This window comes from Terricaulis silvestris (genome assembly GCF_009792355.1).
Lineage (GTDB): Bacteria > Pseudomonadota > Alphaproteobacteria > Caulobacterales > Aquidulcibacteraceae > Vitreimonas > Vitreimonas silvestris.
Window position 1 is genome coordinate 2,622,595 of sequence record NZ_CP047045.1, and the last position, 21,385, is coordinate 2,643,979.

The 21,385-nt window shown below is 64.8% G+C and carries 21 protein-coding genes and 1 pseudogene; 8 read left to right on the forward strand and 14 right to left on the reverse strand.

Annotated features, from left to right (window positions below; all coding sequences use genetic code 11):
- Positions 1 to 267 precede the first annotated feature (267 nt).
- A complete protein-coding gene (locus DSM104635_RS13450) occupies positions 268 to 1,842 on the forward strand; it encodes a S1 family peptidase (protein WP_228445690.1) in 1,575 nt (524 codons plus the stop codon).
- Here the strand turns inward: DSM104635_RS13450 and DSM104635_RS13455 are convergent, their stop codons facing one another.
- From DSM104635_RS13455 to DSM104635_RS13465, 3 genes are all read right to left on the reverse strand, one after another.
- Entirely contained in the window at positions 1,843 to 3,159 is a 1,317-nt protein-coding gene (locus DSM104635_RS13455) for a PQQ-dependent sugar dehydrogenase (protein WP_158766697.1), read from the reverse strand. It abuts the gene before it with no gap.
- 77 nt (positions 3,160 to 3,236) lie between these two features.
- On the reverse strand, positions 3,237 to 4,007 hold the full coding sequence (locus DSM104635_RS13460; RefSeq protein WP_158766698.1) for a TVP38/TMEM64 family protein: 771 nt from the start codon (positions 4,005 to 4,007) through the stop codon (positions 3,237 to 3,239).
- Positions 4,008 to 4,048: 41 nt separating this feature from the next.
- Complete coding sequence (locus tag DSM104635_RS13465) at positions 4,049 to 4,486, reverse strand: GIY-YIG nuclease family protein (RefSeq protein WP_158766699.1); 438 nt, start codon at positions 4,484 to 4,486, stop codon at positions 4,049 to 4,051.
- Between the two features lie 94 nt (positions 4,487 to 4,580).
- On the opposite strand from DSM104635_RS13465, the gene DSM104635_RS13470 reads away from it, so the two are divergent.
- Complete coding sequence (locus DSM104635_RS13470; RefSeq protein WP_158766700.1) at positions 4,581 to 5,519, forward strand: isopenicillin N synthase family dioxygenase; 939 nt, start codon at positions 4,581 to 4,583, stop codon at positions 5,517 to 5,519.
- A 1-nt stretch (position 5,520) separates the two neighbouring features.
- On the opposite strand, the gene DSM104635_RS13475 is transcribed toward DSM104635_RS13470, so the two are convergent.
- From DSM104635_RS13475 to DSM104635_RS13495, 5 genes and pseudogenes are all read right to left on the reverse strand, one after another.
- Positions 5,521 to 7,191, reverse strand: a complete 1,671-nt coding sequence (locus tag DSM104635_RS13475) for a SpoIIE family protein phosphatase (RefSeq protein ID WP_158766701.1) — start codon at positions 7,189 to 7,191, stop codon at positions 5,521 to 5,523.
- 43 nt (positions 7,192 to 7,234) lie between these two features.
- Positions 7,235 to 7,573 carry an STAS domain-containing protein gene (locus tag DSM104635_RS13480; RefSeq protein WP_158766702.1) on the reverse strand — a complete coding sequence of 113 codons (339 nt, stop codon included), beginning with the start codon at positions 7,571 to 7,573 and terminating at the stop codon, positions 7,235 to 7,237.
- 103 nt (positions 7,574 to 7,676) lie between these two features.
- Positions 7,677 to 9,275, reverse strand: a complete 1,599-nt coding sequence (locus DSM104635_RS13485; RefSeq protein ID WP_158766703.1) for a sensor histidine kinase — start codon at positions 9,273 to 9,275, stop codon at positions 7,677 to 7,679.
- A 108-nt stretch (positions 9,276 to 9,383) separates the two neighbouring features.
- A pseudogene (locus DSM104635_RS13490) lies at positions 9,384 to 10,379 on the reverse strand (serine hydrolase domain-containing protein).
- A 31-nt stretch (positions 10,380 to 10,410) separates the two neighbouring features.
- On the reverse strand, positions 10,411 to 11,376 hold the full coding sequence (locus DSM104635_RS13495) for an oxidoreductase (protein WP_158766704.1): 966 nt from the start codon (positions 11,374 to 11,376) through the stop codon (positions 10,411 to 10,413).
- Positions 11,377 to 11,592: 216 nt separating this feature from the next.
- Here DSM104635_RS13495 and DSM104635_RS13500 point away from each other — a divergent pair, with 216 nt between their 5' ends.
- On the forward strand, positions 11,593 to 12,663 hold the full coding sequence (locus tag DSM104635_RS13500; RefSeq protein ID WP_158766705.1) for a fatty acid desaturase: 1,071 nt from the start codon (positions 11,593 to 11,595) through the stop codon (positions 12,661 to 12,663).
- Positions 12,664 to 12,693: 30 nt separating this feature from the next.
- On the opposite strand, the gene DSM104635_RS13505 is transcribed toward DSM104635_RS13500, so the two are convergent.
- The gene (locus DSM104635_RS13505; RefSeq protein WP_323368362.1) at positions 12,694 to 12,888 is read right to left on the reverse strand and encodes a DUF3140 domain-containing protein; all 195 of its coding nucleotides are present in this window, start codon (positions 12,886 to 12,888) and stop codon (positions 12,694 to 12,696) included.
- A 195-nt stretch (positions 12,889 to 13,083) separates the two neighbouring features.
- Positions 13,084 to 14,271 carry a formate-dependent phosphoribosylglycinamide formyltransferase gene (gene purT / locus DSM104635_RS13510; protein ID WP_158766707.1) on the reverse strand — a complete coding sequence of 396 codons (1,188 nt, stop codon included), beginning with the start codon at positions 14,269 to 14,271 and terminating at the stop codon, positions 13,084 to 13,086.
- Between the two features lie 44 nt (positions 14,272 to 14,315).
- On the opposite strand from purT, the gene DSM104635_RS13515 reads away from it, so the two are divergent.
- The gene (locus DSM104635_RS13515) at positions 14,316 to 14,927 is read left to right on the forward strand and encodes a hypothetical protein (RefSeq protein ID WP_158766708.1); all 612 of its coding nucleotides are present in this window, start codon (positions 14,316 to 14,318) and stop codon (positions 14,925 to 14,927) included.
- Between the two features lies 1 nt (position 14,928).
- On the opposite strand, the gene ilvC is transcribed toward DSM104635_RS13515, so the two are convergent.
- Positions 14,929 to 15,906 carry a ketol-acid reductoisomerase gene (ilvC, locus tag DSM104635_RS13520; RefSeq protein ID WP_158766709.1) on the reverse strand — a complete coding sequence of 326 codons (978 nt, stop codon included), beginning with the start codon at positions 15,904 to 15,906 and terminating at the stop codon, positions 14,929 to 14,931.
- Positions 15,907 to 15,967: 61 nt separating this feature from the next.
- Here ilvC and DSM104635_RS13525 point away from each other — a divergent pair, with 61 nt between their 5' ends.
- Both DSM104635_RS13525 and DSM104635_RS13530 read left to right on the forward strand, forming a co-directional pair.
- The gene (locus DSM104635_RS13525; RefSeq protein ID WP_158766710.1) at positions 15,968 to 16,351 is read left to right on the forward strand and encodes a hypothetical protein; all 384 of its coding nucleotides are present in this window, start codon (positions 15,968 to 15,970) and stop codon (positions 16,349 to 16,351) included.
- An 11-nt stretch (positions 16,352 to 16,362) separates the two neighbouring features.
- A complete protein-coding gene (locus DSM104635_RS13530) occupies positions 16,363 to 16,899 on the forward strand; it encodes a DUF924 family protein (RefSeq protein WP_158766711.1) in 537 nt (178 codons plus the stop codon).
- Positions 16,900 to 17,001: 102 nt separating this feature from the next.
- Here the strand turns inward: DSM104635_RS13530 and DSM104635_RS13535 are convergent, their stop codons facing one another.
- Both DSM104635_RS13535 and DSM104635_RS13540 read right to left on the reverse strand, forming a co-directional pair.
- Complete coding sequence (locus DSM104635_RS13535; RefSeq protein WP_158766712.1) at positions 17,002 to 17,946, reverse strand: DUF4440 domain-containing protein; 945 nt, start codon at positions 17,944 to 17,946, stop codon at positions 17,002 to 17,004.
- Between the two features lie 79 nt (positions 17,947 to 18,025).
- Entirely contained in the window at positions 18,026 to 18,532 is a 507-nt protein-coding gene (locus tag DSM104635_RS13540; protein WP_158766713.1) for a DUF6438 domain-containing protein, read from the reverse strand.
- A gap of 122 nt (positions 18,533 to 18,654) precedes the next feature.
- Here DSM104635_RS13540 and DSM104635_RS13545 point away from each other — a divergent pair, with 122 nt between their 5' ends.
- Entirely contained in the window at positions 18,655 to 19,590 is a 936-nt protein-coding gene (locus DSM104635_RS13545; protein WP_158766714.1) for a tetratricopeptide repeat protein, read from the forward strand.
- Entirely contained in the window at positions 19,566 to 20,483 is a 918-nt protein-coding gene (locus DSM104635_RS13550) for a hypothetical protein (RefSeq protein ID WP_158766715.1), read from the forward strand. Before DSM104635_RS13545 ends, DSM104635_RS13550 begins: the two co-directional genes overlap by 25 nt.
- Here the strand turns inward: DSM104635_RS13550 and miaA are convergent.
- The gene (miaA, locus tag DSM104635_RS13555) at positions 20,472 to 21,380 is read right to left on the reverse strand and encodes a tRNA (adenosine(37)-N6)-dimethylallyltransferase MiaA (RefSeq protein WP_158766716.1); all 909 of its coding nucleotides are present in this window, start codon (positions 21,378 to 21,380) and stop codon (positions 20,472 to 20,474) included. The two genes, DSM104635_RS13550 and miaA, sit on opposite strands and share 12 nt — an antisense overlap.
- Positions 21,381 to 21,385 lie beyond the last annotated feature (5 nt).

Here is a 21,385-nt window from a genome sequence, read left to right on the forward strand (position 1 = left end):
TGAGAAGGCGCCGGCCCTTAGAGCGCAGTTAAGAGCCGAAATGAGGGCGATGGGGGCATGCGCCGCGGGAACCATGCAGCGCGGTTCGCGCGATCCAAGCCGCCGACCGCCCCCGCTGCCGACGCAGTGGACTTGCCGCGATGCTGACAGGGATGCAAGGCCCAGACCGCTTTTCATCACACCGGCGCCGTAATGACGGGTAAGACACACATCGCGCCCAACTGGCGCGCGTCCTTGCGGGGCGCGTGATGGCGCCCGATTATTACGGTGGGACAACCTGATCAGGGCGGGGAATTCTTGATCTCCAGGGCGTTAAGGTTTGTAGCGGCTGCGCTTTTTCTGGCGCTGGCGGGCTCGGCGGCGGCGCAAACCAGCGTCGATGAAGCCGAGCGCGGCATCGTGCGTGTCGTCGTTATCCTCGAAAGCCCCGACGGCCGGATGCTCTACGGTTCGGGCTCGGGATTTTTGGTCGCGCCAAACCTGGTTGTAACCAATGCCCACGTGGTCGCGCCGGCGCGGCAACGGCCGGAATATGGCGTGGCCATTATACCGCCGGATGGCGACGGACTGCTCTCGGCGCGGATCATCCGATATTCGCCGCTGACCGAACTGGCGTTGCTGGAATTCAGCGGCGGGCCCGACATTCTGCCGCTAACGATTTCCACAGTCGAACCGCACGCCGGCGATGGCGTGGTGGCGCTGGGCTACCCCGATGTGGACTACCAGGGCGCGAGCGGCGCCGACTTGCTGCGCCCTACCCCCGCTTCGCGCACGTCCGGCCAGATCGCATCGCTGCGCGATCGCGCGCCGACCGGCGACACGATCCCGACCATCAACCACCAAGCGGTGATTTCCTCCGGCTCTTCCGGCGGACCTTTGTTGGACGAGTGCGGACGCGTCATCGGTGTGAACGCCTGGCACGTCTCCGGCGCCGACACGCGCGAGACCCGCGGCGTCTCCACCCGCGCGGGCCAATTGCTGCAATTTCTCGATGAGGCCGGTGTCTCGCCGACCCTGAGCGACGAGCGGTGCCTCACCTTCACGGAGCGCGCAGAAGCCGAGCGCACCGCGACCATCAACGCGCTACAGACACAGAACGAAGAACTAGCGAACAAGCTCGAGACCGCCGATCGGCTGACTCGGATCGCGGTCGTCATCCTAATCGGCGGCACGTTGGCGCTGTTCGTAGCGGTGTGTGTGCTGGGCGCTGTGGTGCTGTCGCGCCGGCGCGGGCAGGCCAACGGCAATGGCCATGCCCAAGTGACAACGCCACATCACGACCCTGAGCCGTTCGAAGCGCCGCGACGGCGAGTTGGCGTTGTCGCGATTGTCGGCGGCGCGGCTGTGGCGGCGATCCTGATCGTGGCGGCGGGTATCGCGCTGCTGCGTGCGCAAGCGGAGAGCCAACCGGCGCAGGCGGAAATTCCCGAGGCGTTTAGCGGTTCAATTAGCTGTGCATTAGACCGCGAAGCCAGCGTCGGCTCTCAAGGCGTGTCCGACATGAGCTTCACCGCGTCGGGCAACCTCTGTGTCAACGAACGCACGCTCTATGCGCCAATCGAGGAAGGCCGCTTTCGACGCGCCATCGTGCTCGGCGAAGTACGCGCGATGGACATTCTAACCATCGATCCCGGCACCGGCGAATTCCGCCGCGAACGTTATCCGCTCGGCGACGAAGATTTCGCAGCGGCGACGCAGGCCGTTGAAGAAAGCGGCGCTGGCCGTGGTTGCAGTGGCGATGGCGCGGCGCCGGCTGTGTCGCGGCGCAACGAAACGTTGGCGCGGTTCGCGCAAGGCGAGCCGTCGCAGCGTCTGGTCTGGCATTGCGAAGCGCGAAACTAACTACTGCGCTGGCGCGGCCGGCTCATCGTAGCTGACGCGCCAAACGATATTCCCCACGTCATCCGCCACCAGCAACGCGCCGGTCTGATCCATGGCGACGCCGACCGGACGACCCTGCGCTTCGTTGCGCGCGTTCAGGAAGCCGGTGAGGAAATCTTGCGGCGCGCCGCTAGGGACGCCGTTTGAGAACGGCACGAAGACCACTTTGTAGCCGACGAGTTCGCTGCGGTTCCATGAGCCGTGCTGGCCGACGAAGGCGCCGCCCCAATAGCGCTCCGGAAAGCCATCGTAGTGATAGAAGTGTAAGCCAAGCGAAGCGGTATGGGCGCCCAGCGCATAGTCTGGCGTAAGCGCGGTCGCGACAAGTTCTGGCCGCTGCGGGGTGACACGTTCGTCGATGGTGCGGCCCCAGTACGAGAACGGCCAACCGTAAAAGCCGCCGTCGCGCACGCTGGTGATGTAGTCCGGCACAAGATTGTCGCCGAGCATGTCGCGTTCATTGACCGCCACCCAAAGCGCATTGGCGTCGCCACCCGACCAGCCCATGCCGACTGGGTTGCGCAAGCCGGACGCAAAGATGCGGGCATTTTCGCCGTCGGGATCGAATTCCCAGATCGCGGCGCGCCCCTCCTCCGCTTCGATGCCATTATCTGCGATGTTGGAGGATGAGCCCACGGAAACGTAGAGCTTCGTGCCGGCTTCGTTGGCGATGAGATTGCGCGTCCAATGTCCGTTGTCGCCGTCGCGATGCGGCAGGCGCAAGATGATCTCGCCCTGACCAGGGACGCGCACGGCGTCAGTGGTGTAGCGGAAGCGCACAACGGAATCGGTGTTGGCGACGTAGAAATAATCGCCCACCAGCACCATGCCGAGCGGTTGGTTCAAATTTTCTGCGAAGGCGTGACGCGCATCGACGTCGCCATCACCGTCAGAGTCGCGCAGCAATGTGATGCGATCAGCGCTTTCGTGCAGCGCTCCGGCGCTGCGTTGCACGCTGTTGCGGATCCAGCCCATGAGGCCACCGCCTTGCTGGGGCTCCGTTGCACTTTCAGCGACGAGCACATCGCCGTTCGGCAGCACATATATCCATCGTGGATGGTCGAGCCCCTCTACAAAGCGCGTGACTGTGAAGCCCGCCGGGGCGGTGGGCGCAGCGCCCTCAGGCCACGACGTTGCGTGCGCTGTGTTGATCGTCGGCAAGCCGCCTTGCGGCGCTGGTAGCGTTGGTTCTTCTCCGTAGCTTCCCGCGGGCGACGGCGCGCGGCCGCAACCAGAAAGCGCAAGGAGCGCGCACGCAAGCACCAGCCCCAGTCTCATGACTTGGGAACATACGCTTCAATATTTGGACGGGCTAATTCTTATTGGCGTTGCCAAGATAAATCGGCGTTTCGCCTTTACGCTTCGTCAGCTTCGACTTGGTTTTGCTCACGCCGCAACCAGCGCCGCACAATCACAACGACCAGCAGCCACAGCCCGACGGCAAGCACGCCCATCACGAGCGCGGCGAGGAATTCGCCCTGCAACGCGTCCATGATGCTATCGCCGGCGAACGCGATGATGACGGTCTTCGGCAGCACGCCAATCGCGAGGCCACACAAGTAAGCCCAGAAATTCACCCGCGCGGCGCCGAACGCCATGTTGACGACCACAAACGGTGCCGTCGGTACGAAACGGACAATGAGGCTGGCGAGAAAACCGTTCTTGCCCATGAAGCGCGTGAAGCGCCCGCCCGTGGCGCCGCCGAAGCGTTTCTGTGTCTGCGCGCTGGCGAGACGGCCGGTGGAGTACGTGGCCGCGCCAGAGACGATGGTGGCGAGCCAGGCGTTCCAAAAACCGAGCTCTGGGCCAAAGGCGACCACGCAAGCGCCGATCAGGACAATCTGCGGCGCGCCGACATACGCCGTGAGCGTGAAGACGACGATGGCGGCCACTAGGCCCCAATGGCCGCGGCGCGCCTCGCCCAATGTGCCGTCTATGAACGCTTCGACTTCCTCGGCGAAATAGAAGCGACCAATGATGAGGATGGCGAGCGCAACCAGGGCCATGACGATCGAAATCGCCACCGCGCGCCAGGCGCGGGAGTCCATGTTGTTGGCAAACTCGGAGAGCTTGTCGAACACGCTTTTCGGCGGTTGCGGCGGCTCAGAGGGCGCGTGGGTACTCATTCGTCCCGGCTGTCGCGCGCCGGGGCGGGCGGGTCAAGCGATCAAGCCTGCTGCGGGCGTTTGCCGAGGATGGCCGATAGGTCGAAAGCGCGGCTCGCTGCTGCGTTCCGTTTTGCCCGGGCCGCGCCTTTGGCCTGCGGAATCTCCATGTCGTTCATGCGCGGCTTGAGGCCACGGATGAGGTCTTCCTCGATGCGACGGCGATCCACTTCGTCGCGGATCGGCCCAAGGACGTAGCGCTCGGTGGCGCCGTAATACCAGAACGCGCGCGGCCACTTTTCGTGGCCCATTAGGCGCGAGCGCAATTCGTGCGCCTTGCCGACATAGAGCGGCTCCATCAGGAAACCGAAACGCCGGCGGACAAACACGTAGATGCCGCCAACACCTTGCGGCGGCAGACCCTGCTTGGTCAGAACGCATTTGAAACGATAGCGCCGGCCGCTCGCGCCGCGCCAGGAATGCGATCCGAAGAAAAACATGTGCGACTCCCTGAGCGTCCAGGCTCGACTGGAAATCGTAAACGCCACGTTAAGACATTGCGTCCGGTTCGCGGCGGCGCGATGCTTCGACTCGATGGCCCCGGACGCCCTCCCCGCCCTGTCGATGAAGGATCGCCGCACCGATCCCGACGGCTTCGCGCGCGCGATGGGCGAGAGCTATGCGCGCTACGGCTTCGCGATCGTGCGCGATCACGGACTCGACGCGGACCTGATCGCGCGAGCGCTTGATGCGACGAAAGCGTTCTTCGCTATGCCTGAAGAAGTGAAGCGACGCTCTCACGTGAAGGGCGGCGCCGGGCAACGCGGCTATGTGCCGTTCGGCATGGAAGCGGCGAAGGGCGCGGCGAAGGTTGATCTGAAAGAATTTTGGCACGTTGGCCGCGAGCTACCGGAAGGGCACCGTTACCGACCGCACATGCCGCACAATCTCTGGCCGAGCGAAGCGCCGGGGTTTCGGCGCGACGTTTACGGACTTTACGATGCGCTAGATCGGTTGGGCCAAGAGCTGCTGGTCTCAATCGCGCTTTTCTTGAATTTGCCGACAAACGCTTTCGCCAACGCGACGCGCGACGGCAACTCGGTGCTGCGCCTGCTGCACTATCCGCCGACGCCGCCAAACCCGGACGGTGTCCGCGCGGAAGCACACGAGGACATCAACACGATCACGCTGCTATTGGGCGCGGAGGAAGCTGGGTTGCAGCTGCTGACGCGTGAGGGTCAGTGGCTCGATGTGAACCCGCCGGACGGTGCGCTGGTGGTGAACATCGGCGACATGCTGCAGCGGCTGACCAACCACGTGCTGCCGTCCACCTCGCATCGCGTCGTCAATCCGGCGCCGGAGCGCGCTCACCTGCCGCGCTATTCGATCCCGTTCTTCCTGCACTTCGCGCCAGATTTCCTGATCGAGACGCTGCCGAGTTGCGTCACGCCGGACAACCCGAACCGCTATCCCGAACCGATCACCGCTCAGGATTTCCTGTACGAACGCTTGCGGGAAATCCGCTTGGCGTAAGTTAGCGCAAGAGCGCGGCGACGCAGGTCACGTCGTCGAACTGCTCCTGGCCGGTGGCGAAGGCTTCCACTTCGGCAACCACGGTTGCAACCAAGGCGTCGGCACTGTTGGTGCGCCAGCTGCGCGTTAGAATCTCGACGAGGCGGGAGTCGGTGAATTCCTCGCCCGCGGCGTCGATGCATTCGGTCACGCCATCGGTGAAGAGGAATACGCCCTCTCCTGGCTCAAGGTCGATCGTGTGCGAGGTCCAGCTGTGGTTGGCAAAGAGACCAAGCGGCGGGGCGGCCCCCGGCAGCTCAACAACGCCATCGTGGCGCAGCAGCAGAGGTGGATTGTGGCCGCAGTTCACGTACTCCAGGCGGCGCGTGTCCAGATCGAGTGCGCCATAGAACAGCGTCGTGAACATCGCCATGTCGTTGTTCGAACAGAGCGCGTCGTTGGCCTGCCCGACTAGTTCGGACAAATTCTGCGCTCCGCGTGCGGCAATGCGCAGCGCCGTCGCCGTGGCGCTCATGAACAACGCCGCCGGCACGCCTTTGCCGCAGATGTCGCCAACGACAAGAGCGAGACGCCGATCATCGAGCATGGCGATGTCAAACAGATCGCCGCCGACTTGGCGCGCTGGTTTCATGGCGCCGTGCACGTCGCAGCGACCAGCCAACGCGGCGGCTGGTATCGGCTTCGGCAGCAGCGCCGCCTGGATCAGCGCCGCACTCGCCATCTCGCCTCGCGTGCGCCGCTCCAGCGTCACTCGGCGCGCAAGGCCACGAAATGCGTCGGCGAAGTTTGCGAGTTCGGGCGTCGGGTTGTTTAGATCGCCCAACAGCGCCGAATTCAGTGCGTCGTTCTCCAGCGCGCCGAGACCGGCCGCGTAGAGGCCGATGGCGCCGTTGATGTTGTGAATCTGCTGACCGAGTTGCCCGATGACGGAGACCAACATATCGGGCGCATCGCGTCCGGCGACGAGCAAGGCGTCGCGGTCGATCCGAAGCGCCTCAACCACGGTAACTGCGCGAACGCCGGCCGTGCGGCGCAGCCCCGCAAGAGCGCCGATCTCTCCGATCAGCGCCGGCGCCGTAATCCGCGCGAGCGGCACGTCGCCGCGCGCGCTTTGGTTCACAACGGCGACCTCACCGCGAACAAGCAGAAGCGCAAACGTGCTCGGAACGCCTTCGGCGAGCAGGATATCGCTCGGCAGGTAGGTGCAGTGCTCGGCGGCCTCTGCCAACTTTTGCAACGCCGCGCTCGACAAACCTGAAAATGCAGGCACGCCGCGAATGAGATCGCTGAGGCCTGCGCCCGCCGCCGCCGCGCCGCTACGGAATGTCATGCGCAGCTCATTGAAAGCGGGTTCGCTGCGATAGGCGAGCGCCGTTGCGAACGCGCGCAACAGCCGCAGCCCCTGCCCGCCGATGCGTCCCTCGGTTTGGGGCTGGGCGACGCCCGCATCGGTGACGTCGAACGGCTCGCAGGCGTCGCGGACGACAATCTCAACTTCGCCAGGCGCAGCGCGCACCGCGATGCGGATGTCCTTCTCGCCGTCCCGCGCGCGGCCGTGCATGATCAAGTTCGCAAGCGCCTCTTCAAGGCACACCTGCAGGTCGTGCATCAAATCATCAGGCAGCGCCACGGCAGCCGCTTGCGCCTCTACCCAGACCGCGGCCGGGCGCACCGCGCTCAGACTGTCGGCGACAGCGTGCTCGGGAAGAAGCCGTTCAGCCGGCAACGGCGGCGATTGCGTCGTCGACAGACGCGGTGACGGGAACGATCTGGGACATGCCGCTGGTTTCCAGCACCTTCATCACATTCGGCTGAGCGCCGGCGATCGCCATCTTAGCGCCCTTTGACGCCATCGAGCGGGCGCACATCATCAGCGTGCGCAAACCCATCGACGCAATGAAGGTGACGCCCGACATGTCGATGACGAGCTTCTTTTTCGTGCCAGACAAAACGTTGAACTTCATATCAACGGCCTGCGCGCCCTCGATATCCATGCGCCCGTTAAGCCGCGCGGCGGTGACGCCGTCCGCCAAATCTTCGACTTCAAGATTCATCTCAAATTCCCCGCGCAAACCCGCTGAAAGGAACCTTTAGCCGGTGTCATCGTGCTGTCAAACAGAGGCGCGGCGTAAATAAAACTGTCACAGTGCTCGCGGCTTAGGCGGCCTTCAGTGCGCTCGCGGTCGGGGCGGGGACGCTGAGGCTGAACGTCGAACCTTCGCCCGGCGCGCTCACCACGGTGAGGTCGCCGCCCATGCCGCGCGCGAGATCGCGAGCGATTGAAAGACCAAGGCCGGTGCCGCCGTAGGTTTTGCTAATCGCCGCGTTGGCTTGGCCGAACGGGCGGAAGATGTTGCCGACTTCGTCAGCTCCGATGCCGATGCCAGTGTCGCGAACTTCGAAGACGACGAACGGACGGTCCCCCGCCTGGCGCCATGCCCGCAATTCCACGTCCCCGCCCGGCGCGAACTTTACGGCATTGCCCGCAATGTTCAGCAAGCACTGACGCAAACGGACATGGTCGGCAAAGACGTAGTCCGCGATCGGATCAGAGGTCGCCGTTAGCGTGACGCGCGCCGCCTTTGCGATTGGACGCATCAGGCCCTGCACCTCCGCGACAATACCCGCAACCGGAAGGACCTCGGCATTGAACTTGATGCGATCGGCGTCAATGCGGGATTGGTCGATGATATCGTTGATGAGCTGCGTCAAATGACGGGCCGCTGAAATGATCCGTCCAGTGTCTTCGCGGGTCGAAGGCGCCTCGGTCTCCTCCTGAACGAGTTCGGCATAGCCGATAATGGCGTTCAGCGGCGTTCGCAGCTCGTGGCTGACGCGCGCCAGGAATTCTGATTTTTCCCGGCTCGATTCGATCGCACTGCTCGCCCGCGCCATTACGGCGATCTGACGCGAGACCAGCATGCGCGCGATTAGGATCGTCAACGCCCCAATCAGGGCGAGACCGAACACGACCGGCCAGATGCGCGCCTGAAAGGCGACCGCGCCAGGATGCGCGTGACGCCAAGATAGCGTCCCCACAGGGTGTCCGCCCGCTGACGTCACAGGCAGCGCAACCAACGCCTCGTCGGCAAGGAGAGGCGCCGGCGAGAAGGTCAATCCTTGCAGATCGACGGCGGCGCCCATCTCGGACAACTCATCTGCCGTAAGCACATCGACAATGACCATGTAGGTCTGCGGCGCAGCAGCCTGGACGATCCGGTCAGCGTCGTCCTCGGGGCTGAATGGGGAGACGGCGATGACAAGCAGCTGGCCGTTCGCGTTTGTTAGTGTGCGCGCGACGGTTTCGGCGGGCGTTGGCGCAGCCGCAAGATTGCGAAGTCCCGGCGTGGCGACAATCGCGCGCACGGCGGCAGCTTGGATGTCGTCACTCTGCGAGGCGACACCGTCGCCAAACCACGCATAGCGCACCGAGCCGTTACCGCGCACCAGAAGCATGCCATCAGCAACATTCGAATAGATATTGTTCTCCACCCAGTCTGGGCGCCAAGCGACCGAAACTGCGTTGTAGGCCTCCGTCCAATTGGCGTAGTCCAGCGTGACGCTGCTCATGGCGCGCGCACGCCCGTCCAAGGCGCTTCCTGCGAGGCGGCTGGAGCTGCGTTCAAAGCCGCGATCCTGTTCCCGCGAGAAGCCGGCGAAGGTGGCAGTCGCCAACACGATGGTGACGAGCACGAGCCCGAGGATCGGCGCTCCAACGCCAATCCACGCGTTTCGCGCGGCGCTCTTCGCGTTCACAACTCCCGCCTTCATAGGTCGCTAACTTTCAGCCCTTGTGAAAGCGCAATAGCACATGGGACCTTGCCGAAGCGTTCGTGGTGAAGACCTGTTACAGTGAACGAAGTCCTAAGCGCCAAGCAACGTGTGGAGGAAAGCAGCGTCCGACCATGACGGCCCGTCGCGCCGCCCGCGCAGCGCGCGCAAGATACCGCTCGCTTGCCGCGCCACGACGAGATCAAGGCGTGGAATGAGATAAAGCCGCTGATCACCGGCGCCCGCCGCCATGTTGATGCGCCCGAACCGGGCTTCGAGAGCGGGATCGACATCAACCGATTGCACGCGCCCAGGCGGCACAAGGCCGTCGCGTAGCAGCCACCATGAAAGACCGTATCCCGGGTTGGCGCGGCTGGGCTCAAAACACTCGCGCAACGCCGGGGCATCGACGCGGCCCTCCCCGTCGCGCAACACGAACCAGCCGAAACGTGCCCAATCGCGCGCGGTAAGGCCTGCGCCGGACGGCATCTGCGGATTGCCATCGCGACCGCGCCGCCAATGAGTGGGACTCATATCGAGCGGATCGAAAATGCGCCGCTGCAGGTAAGCAAGCGGATCGCCATCGAGCTTGCGGCGCATGATCTCGCCGAAGACTTGGAATGGCGTCGGGCCGTATGCGAAACGCTCGCCAGCTGGTGCGCCGGCGGGCTAGGCGATTGCGTCTGCATAGGCAGGCGGACGCGCGATCGGGCCGCCCGCGACGCCGCTGGTAAGCGAAAGTAAATGGCGCAGCGTGATGCGGCGGCGCTCGTCATCGCGCCACTCCGGCAGCGTATCGGCGGCGGGCTCGTCCCATGAGCGGATCAGCCCGTCGCGGATAGCCGCCGCCACCATGATCCCCGTGAAGCTCTTTGTGCCACTCGCCAACTCCCAGCCACGCCCCGCGCTGCCTTGGTTGGGATAGTCTTCAAAGACGGTCTCACCCGCCCGCATGACCAACAACGAAACGCCGCGCCGTTGAGCCGAATAAGTCGCGGCCCCTTCAAAGTTGAGAGCTTCACTGCGTGCAGGCGTTGCTAAACAGACCGCCGCGGTGGCGGCGAGAAAGGTGCGACGGTTCATGATCATTTCAACGCGCCAATGCGGGCAATCCGTCGGCTCAATCGGCCGAGAACCGCACGCCCGTCATTTTCTCGCTGAGCGCCCACAGCTTGTCGGCCAGCGCGGGATCGGTCGCCCACGGGCGTACGCCGGAGAAACCTTTGTCATCGGCCGGCACGGCGACCGCGATATCGCAATCCTCGCAATAGACGCCGCCTTGGCCGTCAAGCTGCGCATTGGTCGCGCACCAGACGCTGGTCGCGGCGCCTTGCGATGGCGTCTTGAAGCGCTCGTCGACTTTTCCGTCAGCGTCGATCCAGCCCATGGCGCGCTTCTCTTCGTCCGGCATGTAGCGCTGCAAGTCGGTCATGATGCCGCCGGGGTGCACGGCGAAGGCGCGGACGTTGTGTGTCTGTCCGCGTTGATCAAGGCCGATGGCGAAGAGCGCGTTGGCCGACTTGGCGCGGCCGTAAGCAAGCCACTTGTTGTATTCGGTGCGCTCGAAGTTCGGGTCTTCGAGATCGGGTGGACTGATGCGGTGGCCGATCGAACTTAATGCGACGACGCGCGCACCGTGGGCGGCTTTCAGCGCAGGCCAAAGACGCGCGGTGAGCTGGAAGTGACCGAGATGGTTGGTGGCGAATTGCGCTTCGTAGCCGCGGGCGTCGCGCATTAGCGGCGACGCCATGATAGCGGCGTTGTTGATCAGGATATCGAGCGTCTTGGTGCGCGAGAGGAAACCGCCGGCGAACGCATCGATGCTCCTGGGGTCGGCGAGATCGAGCGCGGCTTGTTCGACGTTGGCGATGTCGACGAGCGCCTTTTGCGCCTTCTCCGGCGTGCGCGCTGGAACGATGACGATAGCGCCCGCCCCGGCGAGCGCCTTTGTGGTCTCAAGGCCGAGACCGGAATAACCGCCGGTGACGATGGCGACTTTGCCGGTGAGATCGCGCCCGCCGAGGGCGTCGCGCGCTTCGGTGCGCATGCCGTAGCCTGAGTTGATCGGCGTCTGCGGCGTCGGCATGCGCGTCTCCCGTGTTGAGAGACGCTATGCCGTTCGAACTAGTTTGGCCAGCATGCGGTGTTATGGAGCGCAATTTCAGAGGCCAATCTTGGCGCGGCTTTATTGGGCGCCGACAAATCCGCCATGCTAGCGCCGCATCCTTGCAGTATTAATTCGACAAACGCTTGCGACGCGCTGACTCTAGCGCCGGGCGCGCCTCCCCAACGACTCTGCCGCATGGCCACGGCTCACGCCGAATTGGCCGGAGAAATCACTCCTTTGACCGACACTCCCGAAACTCGATCCTGGCGCCAAGTGTTCGCCGCCTATCAGCGCCCGAGCATGTCGCGTTCGATCATCGAACTCGTTCTAACCGCCGCGCCCTTGGTGCTGCTTTGGTCCTGCGCTTGGGTGGCCGCAAGCTTTGGTCTGTGGTGGCTGGCTCTGCTGTTGGCGGCGCCGGCCGCGGGCTTCCTCGTACGTCTTTTCATGATCCAGCACGATTGTGGTCACAGGGCCTATTTCAAAAATCCTGCGCTCAACGACTGGACCGGCCGCGTCATCGGTGTGCTGACGCTTACGCCTTATGATTGCTGGCGGCGCAGCCACGCCATCCACCACGCCACGTCGGGCAATCTCGATCGCCGCGGCATCGGCGAAGTCGCGACGCTCACGGTGGAAGAGTATCGCGCACTTGGGCCGTGGAAGCGGTTCGGCTATCGGCTCTACCGTCACCCCAGCGTGATTTTCGGGATTGGGCCCGCTTTCTTGTTCTTGCTGCAACACCGCCTGCCAACAGGACAGATGCGCGAAGGCTGGCGTCCGTGGCTGAGCGCGCTCGGCACCAATGCGGCAATCGCTGGCCTGGTCGGGCTGGCGATCGCGCTCGGCGGCTGGAAAGCGCTGCTACTCGTGCACCTGCCGACACTGCTATTGGCGGCGTCCATTGGCGTCTGGTTGTTCTACGTGCAGCACCAGTTCGAGCACACGCACTGGGCGCGGCAAGCTGACTGGAACCCGACCGAGGCGGCGCTGCTCGGCAGTTCTTACTACGAGCTGCCGGCGCCTCTGCGCTGGATCACCGCCAACATCGGCGTGCATCACGTGCACCACGTCAGCAGCCGCATCCCGTTCTACCGACTCCCCAGCGTGCTGCGAGACCACCCGGAATTGAAGACAGTCAGCAAGCTGACGCTGCTCGAGAGCGTTCGTTCGACCGGCCTGTCGCTTTGGGACGAGGCGGAAGAGCGTCTCATCTCGTTCGCGGAATACCGGCGCGCGGAAAAGCTGCGTTCGCAGCGCGCTTAGGCGAGCATTTGCGTCACCGCTGCGCGCGGTTCAGCGCCAGGGGCTGTCGGTGTCGCTGAGCTTCAGCGGATCGTGGCCCCAGTTCATCAGAGCGTAGCGCCAACGCGAGGTCTCGCGGTTGACGCGCGGTGCTAGTGTGAGCTGGCGGCGGATGAAATTGACGACACGGCGCATGTGTTTGATGTCGTCAGCGTTCGGCGCGCGCTTGATGCGCAGAAGTTGGATTGTGCGTTAGCCGGCTTTGACGCCGACCGAAACGCCGTCACCGGAATCCTGACCAACTGATGCTGACGGCTCCGTCTTGTGCCACGCTTCAATCTCGCGCGCGTCATGTTGACGATCTCGGCGAAGGCAGCGCGGACTTGGGCGTCGGTGGCTTTTGGTTTCATGGGCGCGCTACGCGCCATCGATTGATTCGGATCACGAGGCGATGGGCTTCACCACCGAAGCGGCCCGCATTGCGCGAGCGCGGGCTTCGCCAACGTCTGCGCCGCGCGCGAGGGCGACACCCATGCGGCGCTTTTTGAAACTCTCCGGTTTGCCGAAGAGTCGGAGTTCGGTTTCGGGGATGGCGAGCGCTTCGGCCGCGCCGTCGAAAGCGATGCCTTGGCCTTCCATGCCGCCGTAGATCACCGCGCTCGCGCCTGGGGCGCGGAGAGTGGTGTCCACCGGCAGGCCGAGGATGGCGCGCGCGTGAAGTGCGAATTCGCTTTGCACTTGGGAGACCAGCGTGACGAGGCCAGTGTCGTGCGGGCGCGGGCTGACTTCGCTGAACCAGACGTCGTCGCCCTTCACAAAAAGCTCGACGCCGAAGATGCCGTAGCCGCCGAGCGCCGCGGTGACTTTGCCGGCGATGTCGCGCGAACGCTCGAGCGCTTTTCCGCTCATCACTTGCGGCTGCCAGCTTTCGACGTAGTCGCCGTCGACTTGGACGTGACCGATCGGTTCGCAGAAATGAGCGCCGCTTGCCGCGCGCACCGTGAGCAAGGTGATCTCGAAATCGAACATCACCTGCCCTTCCACGATCACGCGCGCCTGCTTCACGCGGCCGGCGCTCATGGCGTAATCCCACGCTGGCGCAACATCGGCTTGCGATTTGAGGCGGCTCTGGCCTTTGCCCGAGGACGACATCACGGGCTTCACGAAATTCGGAAAGCCGATTTTGTCGATGCCCGCTTGCAGCTCTTCCAGCGATGAGGCGAAGGCGTAGGGTGACGTTGGCAGCTTCAGCTCTTCTGCGGCGAGCACGCGGATGCGTTCGCGGTTCATGGTGGTGTGCGCGGCGTTGGCGGTGGGGATCACGGTGGCGAGCTTGTCGGCTTCGATGCGGACCAGTTCGTCGGTGGCGATCGCTTCGATCTCCGGGACGATGAGGTGCGGGCGCTCCTGTTCGACAAGCGCGCGGAGAGCTTTGGCGTCGGTCATGTCGATGACGTGGGCACGGTGGGCGACTTGTTGGGCTGGGGCGTCGGCGTAGCGATCGACCACGATGGTCTCGACGCCAAGCCGCTGCAGCTCGATGACGACTTCCTTGCCAAGCTCGCCGCCGCCGAGGAGCATGACGCGGAAAGCGGAGGGAGAAAGCGGCGTGCCGATGCGCACATTCATGTGAGGACCTTCTTGAATCGCCAACTCTCGATTAGGCTCACGCAATGATCCGCGCAATATCGGCCATCCTCATCGCAGCACTAGCGACTTGGTGCGAGCCTGCTTCTGCTCAAGCTCAACTCACGCCTGAGCAGCGAGCAGCCTACGACGCGCTCCAAGAGCGCTTTCGAATATTTCGCGAAGTTCGGAACGAAGCGATCCACAGCCCATACGGAAAGTGGTCAGTGGTGTTCAGTCGTAGCGACACGTGGGGAAACGCCTGGATCGTCGTTAGCTTTGGTGTCGACATCTCGCCGCCCAACCCCACCTACTTGTGGCAGGCCCAAATACGGACGAGTTCCTCAAGTGATATGCGCGAACTGAGCGCGGGGGACTGCCCTGCTCTACTAGATCAACTTGCGGCATTGGAATCACTGCCTCTGCCAACGATCGATCTGCCACGCGTGGGCAACGAACTACCTCCAACCGTTGTGCCGTCACCTCAGTTTGATGGAGACGACAACCGCCTTTGGACGCGAAGCGCAGGCTGGAATCGCAGGCTTCTCTTTACAAACGACATCGAAATCAGCGGCAATATTGGAAGTCCGGTCGCGTTATGGGCAGACGAGATGCTCGCGGCGCTTGAACCGTGCTGGCGTCCCACCCGCGCGAACTAAGCTACCCTTTCAAAAGCGTCCGCACACTCTCCCCCGCCGCCTCGATCGGATGCGCCGCCGCCGCTTCGCGCACGCGCGCTAAATTCGGCGCTCCCGCACGATACTCCGCCATCCACTGCTCCGCGAACTTGCCGCTCTGCACATCCGCCATCACGGCGCGCATCGCATCCTTCACGCGCGCGTCGATGATCCTGGGGCCGGTGACGTATTCGCCGTACTCCGCCGTGTTGGAGATGGCGAGGTGCATGCCGGCAATACCGCGCTCGTGGATCAAGTCTGAGAGCAGCTTCACTTCATGCAGACAATCGAAATAGGCGAGTTCCGGCGGCGTGCCGGCTTCGACTTGGACTTCCCACGCGGTGCGGATCAGATGCGTGAGACCGCCGCAGAGCACGACCTGCTCGCCGTAGAGATCGCCTTCGGTTTCGATTCTGAATGACGACGCAATCATGCCGGCGCGGCCGCAGCCGATGGCGGCGCCGTATGAGTACGCCAGCGCTTCCGCGCCGCCAGTATCGTTGGCGACGGCGACGATGGCAGGCAGGCCGCCGCCGCGCGTGAAAGCTTCGCGCAGCGCCTTTCCCGGCCCCTTGGGCGCGACCATCACCACATTCACGTCCGCCTGCGGTTTGATGAAGCCGTAGTGATACGCGAAGCCGTGGACGAACATCAGTGTTTGGCCGGCGTGCAGATACGGCGCGATTTCGGCGGCGTAGAGATCGGGCATCACTTCGTCGGGCGCGCACATGACGAGCACGTCGGCGGTTTGCGCGGCTTCCGCAACGGTGATCGGAGCAAAGCCATCGGCGCGCGCCTCCGCGGCGCGACGGGCCGTCGCGTGCAGCGCAACACGCACGTCGACGCCACTGTCGCGCAGATTCAGCGCGTGCGCGTGTCCTTGCGCGCCGTAGCCGATCACCACGACGCGCTTGGCCTTGATCAGCGCCGGGTCGGCGTCGCGCTCATAGGTAACTTGCATCGTTTCCTCGTGACGCGGGGAACGGACCCGCGCTAAGGACTCTCTAAACGACGGGGGTGTCATGCGCTACGATCTGATCTTCATCACCACGGCCCTGCTCTGCCTCCTGGTGGGCGAGACCCTGGGCATCCACATGGGCATTTCGCAGGACTTCACACTGGTCCCGGCGCACGTGCACTTGAACCTGCTGGGCTGGGTGACGCTGGCGGCGTTCGGCCTGATGCACCGCGCTTATCCGGCGCTTGGTGCATCACGGATGGCGCTGGTGCAGTGCGTGCTGGCCATCATCGCCAACATCGCCATGCCAGCTGGGCTGGCGCTGATGCTGCTGAGCGCCAACCACGACCCGACCCTGGTGAAGTACGCATCGCTCGCGGTGATCTTGGCGACAGTGCTGTTCATCATCATGTTCGTACGGAAGGTCGCGCTGGCGAAAGCGGCCTGACGGAGGACGGGATGGCGACTGCCGGCGAGATCGTACGCTTCTGGCGCGATGCGGGGCCGAAGGCCTGGTTCGTGAAGAACGAAGCCTTCGATGGCCGCTGCCGTGGGTTCGAAGCTGAGCACCACGCCGCTGCGCGTCGCGAGCTGTCGCATTGGGAATTGGACGCCGAAGGCGCGCTAGCGCTGCTGATCCTACTCGATCAATTTCCACGCAACATCTTCCGCAACAGCGCGCACGCGTTCGCCACGGACGCGCTCGCGCAAGGCGTGACGCTCAGGGCGATCGAGAAGGGCTTCGACACAGCGACGGACTCCGCGCTGCGCGTGTTCTTCTACATGCCGCTTGAGCACGCCGAGGAGCTCGCGTTGCAGGAGCGCGCCGTGGTGTTGGTCGAGGCGACGCGCGACCCGGAGTTTACGAAATACGCCAAGCTGCATCGCGACGTCATCGCGCGCTTCGGTCGCTTCCCACATCGCAATCCGGTGCTTGGACGCAAGAGCACGCCGGAAGAGTTGGCGTACTTGGCCGAAGGCGGGTTCGCGGGCTGACGTGCGTGGCGTCGCCCTTCGACGGGCTCAGGGTGACGCCAAGTCCAATGCCGGTGTCAAAGTAGCGTCAGCCTGAGCTTGTCGAAGGCGAAGCCGACCCTGCTATCTAATCGGCGCGTCGAAGGCGAAGCGCCAATTGCCTTCGTAATCGCGCGTCCACACCGAGACGTAACGGCCAGTCGTTCGCGTTCCGTCCGCCGCGGTGTGCACCGAATTGCCCCAAGTCCAGCCCATGTCGCCACGCGCCGAGACGCGGCCGGCTTCGGGCGCCCATTGCAGACGCGCGCCCTCTGGCCAGTTGGCGAAGCGCTGCGTCACGCCCTCGCGGCCGGAGGTGATCGCGTCGCTCGCAACCATCAGCGCGTCCGATGCGGCGTATTCGGTAAACGCGGCGGGCACGCCATCTGCGGCGGCTTTCGCGGCGAAGGCGCGATCAGCGGCCATCAACTCGGCTAAGCCGGCAGCCGCGAGTTCTTCCTCGGTGCGCGAACCGGCGAGGTCGGAGAGGCGCTGCGCTAGACGGCCAGCGGCGTCACTGTTGGTCACACAAGCGCGCGTCATCGACGTGGCGCGGCCTTCGACGGCGATCTCGATGAACGCCTGCTCGCCAGCGGCGCAAGCTTCGCCGACCACGCCGCCACCGATCGCGCCGCCAACGCCGATGGCCGAGCGCGCCAATGCGGCGAGTTCAGTACGTTGCGCAGCGGTGGGGGTGATGGTGAGCGGGGCGTCCGGCCCCCAAAGCCACCAACCGGTGGACGGATGGCCGGTAAAGCGGCGCACGGCGATGACAGCGCCATCGGCGCGTTGGTCGTAGCGGACGACGCGGGCGATGCCACCGCGCGGTGGCGCAAGCGTGACGCGCGCGGAAATGACGATGCCGTCGGCGGCGAGCGCGGCGCGCCCTCCGGTGGTGGCGATGATGTCCGATGCGATCAGCGGCGACGCCCAAGGCGGCGCGCGCAGCGAGAGATTCTGCGCCGATGCCGGCATGCTCAGCACGAGAGCCGCCGCGCACAAGGCGGCCGCACGAATTTGCTTGATCATCCCACCCTCGAACATGTGTCTGGCCCGCAGTTTAGGGCGCCCTTGCTTGGCTTCGCTAGCTGCAAAGGCGCCTCGAAGGCTAGTGTCCCGGCCCTGGCGTCCGCACCGGCTGGCCGTCACGGAGCACCCAGCGAGCGGTGTTGGCGGTGCGGTCGATTTCGGCCTGCAGATCGCGCACGGCTTCGGGCATACCGGCGCCCGTGCCGCCGTAGTCGAGCACGCGCTTGGTGCGCCCATTGCGTTCGAGCGTGACGATATAGGTCGGCAGGTCGGTGACGTGTGCGCGGTACTCGTCTTGGAGACGATCGAAACCAACGGCATCGAAGCGCGCGAGCAGACGCTCCACATCGGCGGCCGGGATGGCTGCGGTCTGTCGGCCGGCGACATTCACGAAGCGGCGGCCGTCGTAGGTGACTTGTCCCTCGTCCGTGATGGTAACGGTGTAGTCCGGGCAGAAACCGAAACAGACGCTACGCTCAAGCGTGATGCGCACCGGGCCGGAACCCGGCGGCGGCGCGCCGGGCGTTGTGCACGCGGCCAGCACGGCAGCGGCGAAAAAGCCAAGCAATCCACGCCGTAGGTTCATCGCATCCTCGTTTTCTCGGACCCTGCCCTAGCAAAGGGTCGGCGCGCCGGACGTCACGAAAACGTGCGCGCGAGCCGGGCGGAAGTGACCTAGGATCGCGGCAAATCCGGGGAGATTGTCAGATGAAGCTCACGCAATTCGTCTTTGCAGTGGCGGCCCTTGGCGTGGCCGGCGCGGCGCCTGTGGCAATGGCTGATGGCGGCGGTGGCGGCATGGGTCCCTCCACGGGCTCAAGCGGCGGCGGCACGAATGCGTCGCGCCCCGATCCCGCCGCGGCGTACCAGGCTGGCGTCGCGGCGCTACAAGCGCAGAATTATCGCGACGCCATCCGCTCGTTCCGCGAGGCGCGCCGTTCGGCGCCGAACGATTCACAAATCAATTTCGCGCTCGGCCTCGCTTATGTCGGCGCCGGAGAAAATGACGACGCACGCGGCGCGTTGGAGCGCGCGGTGCGCGACGAGAACGGACCGCCCGGTGCGTGGCTGCAACTGGGGTTGACCTATATCGAGCTCGGAAGACGCGACGACGCGGTGGCGCAGCAGGCTGCGTTAGCAGCGAAGGTCGCAGCCTGTGACACGGCCTGCGGCGATCAGCGGCGAGCGCAGCTGCAATTGGCGCACGATCAGCTCACGCAAGCGCTGGCGGCGCCGGCGGCCGCCGATCCGGCGACGACGGGCTGGAATTTCCCAAGTGTTGAGGAAGGCCGCGCGGCGTATGCCGAAGCGGTGGGCCTGATCAACCAGGATCGCTTCGCCGACGCGTTCACGGCGTTGCAGCGGGCGAAAGCAGCGGTGGGCCCGCATCCCGATGTGCTAAACTATATGGGCTTCGTCTCGCGCAAGCTTGGCCGCTTCGATGACTCGCTCGGCTACTACACGGCGGCGCTGCGGATCGATCCGGACCATATCGGCGCCACCGAGTACCTGGGCGAGCTTTACATCCAAATGGGCCAACTCGATCGCGCCGAGCGGCAACTCGCGCGGCTAGACGAACTCTGCGCCTATGGCTGCGAACAGCGTGAGGAATTGGCGCGTTGGATCGAAGCCTCCGGACGGTGAAGCTCCTCTTCGCGGCGGCGGCGCTGGTGTTTTTGACCGCCGCCGCGCCGAGCCAAATCATTTTGCGCGAGGAAGCGTGGACAGCGCCGGGCGCCAATCAAGCGCGCGCGATGATCGTAGCACCGGGCGAATGCATCGCGGCGCAAACGACGAACACCGAGATTGGCCGCGCGCTCTTCCGCAGTCCGAACCTGCTGGGCGGCCCGGCGGCTCGGGCTGGGTTGTCTTGCAACGCATGCCACAGCAACGGGCGCGTCAACGCGAATTTCCTGATGCCGGAACTAACCAACCGCGCGGGCGCGGCGGACGTGACGTCGGAATGGGCAAGCCACGCGCGTGGCGACGGCGTGATGAACCCAGTCGATATTCCAGATCTTGTCGACGTCGGTTCGCGGGAGGGCTTGGGGCATGTCCGTGACCCGTCGCTCGAACACTTCGTGCGCGGCGTAATCGTAGAAGAGTTTCAGGGCGAGGCGCTGACCGATCAGGCGTTGGTGGGCGTGGTTGCCTATTTGCGCGCATCCGTGATCGGCGCATGCACCGGGGAGAGCGCGATCACGCTGGCGAGCGCCGCGGACGATGTGCGGCGCGCCGTTGCGGCGGCGGAGAGCGCGGATGCGCCGACGGCGCGCCTGCTGCTGTTGGCGGCGCAGGATGGCGTCGGGCGCATCGTGGAGCGCCTGCCCACGCGCGGGTTTGCGCGTGATCGCGGGCGGTTTGAGCGGCTTTCACGCGATCTTGGCGCGTTGCGGCGCGAGGACGCGCACGCGAGATTGACCGACGCGGGGCCGGGATGGCGCGCGCGGTTCGAAGCCGCCGTGGGGCGCGTGGCTTCACGCGAACAGCGCACCTACTTCAACGAAACAACCCTACGAGCGGCGCTAGAGCGCTAATGCCGCAGCGATGCGAGCGTTGAGATCGCTCTCGGCGACGCGCGGCCAATCCGGCATTTGGTTTGCGATCCAAGTGAACTGCCGCTTGGCATAGCGGCGCGTATCGCGCTTGCCGATTTCGGCGGCGTCGGCCAGGGACATCTCTCCGCGCAGATGCGCGGCGAGCGCTGGGTTGCCGTGCGCCTTCATTGCGGGCAACGCGGGATCGAGACCGCGCGCGGCGAAGGCACGGGCTTCGTCGAGCGCGCCCTGCTCCAGCATCACGCCGAAGCGCGTGTTGATAGTGGCGTAAAGCGCTTCGCGGTCTGGCGCGAGCGCGAGGCCGCGCCATTCATCGGCAGCGAGCGCGGGTGTGGTGTTGGCTTGGAAGGCGGCGATACTTTCGCCAGTGGTCTCCAACACTTCGATGGCGCGCAAAATTCGGGGCACGTCGTTGGGCTCAAGCCGTGCTGCGGTTTGCGGATCGCGCGCGGCAAGCTCGGCGTGCAGCGCCGGCGCACCTTCTCGATCGGCACGCTCGCGCAGCGCGGCCCGGAGTTCGGGATCGGCGGCGGGGATATCGGCGAGGCCTTCGGTCAGCGCTTTGAAATACAGTCCCGTGCCGCCGACGAGGATCGGCGTTTTGTTGCGCCCTCGGATGTGCGTGATCGCCTCAAGCGCGTCGGTGAGCCAGCGGCCCGTGGAATAGAGTTCTGCTGCGTCGACGCGGCCGTAGAGATGGTGGGGCGCGCGCGCCTCCTCTTCCTGCGTTGGGCGCGCGGTGAGGATGCGGAAGTCTCGGTACACCTGCATGCTGTCGGCGTTGATGATTTCGCCGCCGAGACGCTCAGCCAAGGCAAGCGCCAGCGCGGATTTCCCGCTAGCTGTGGGTCCCATGATGAGAAGCGCGCGCGTCATGCGCT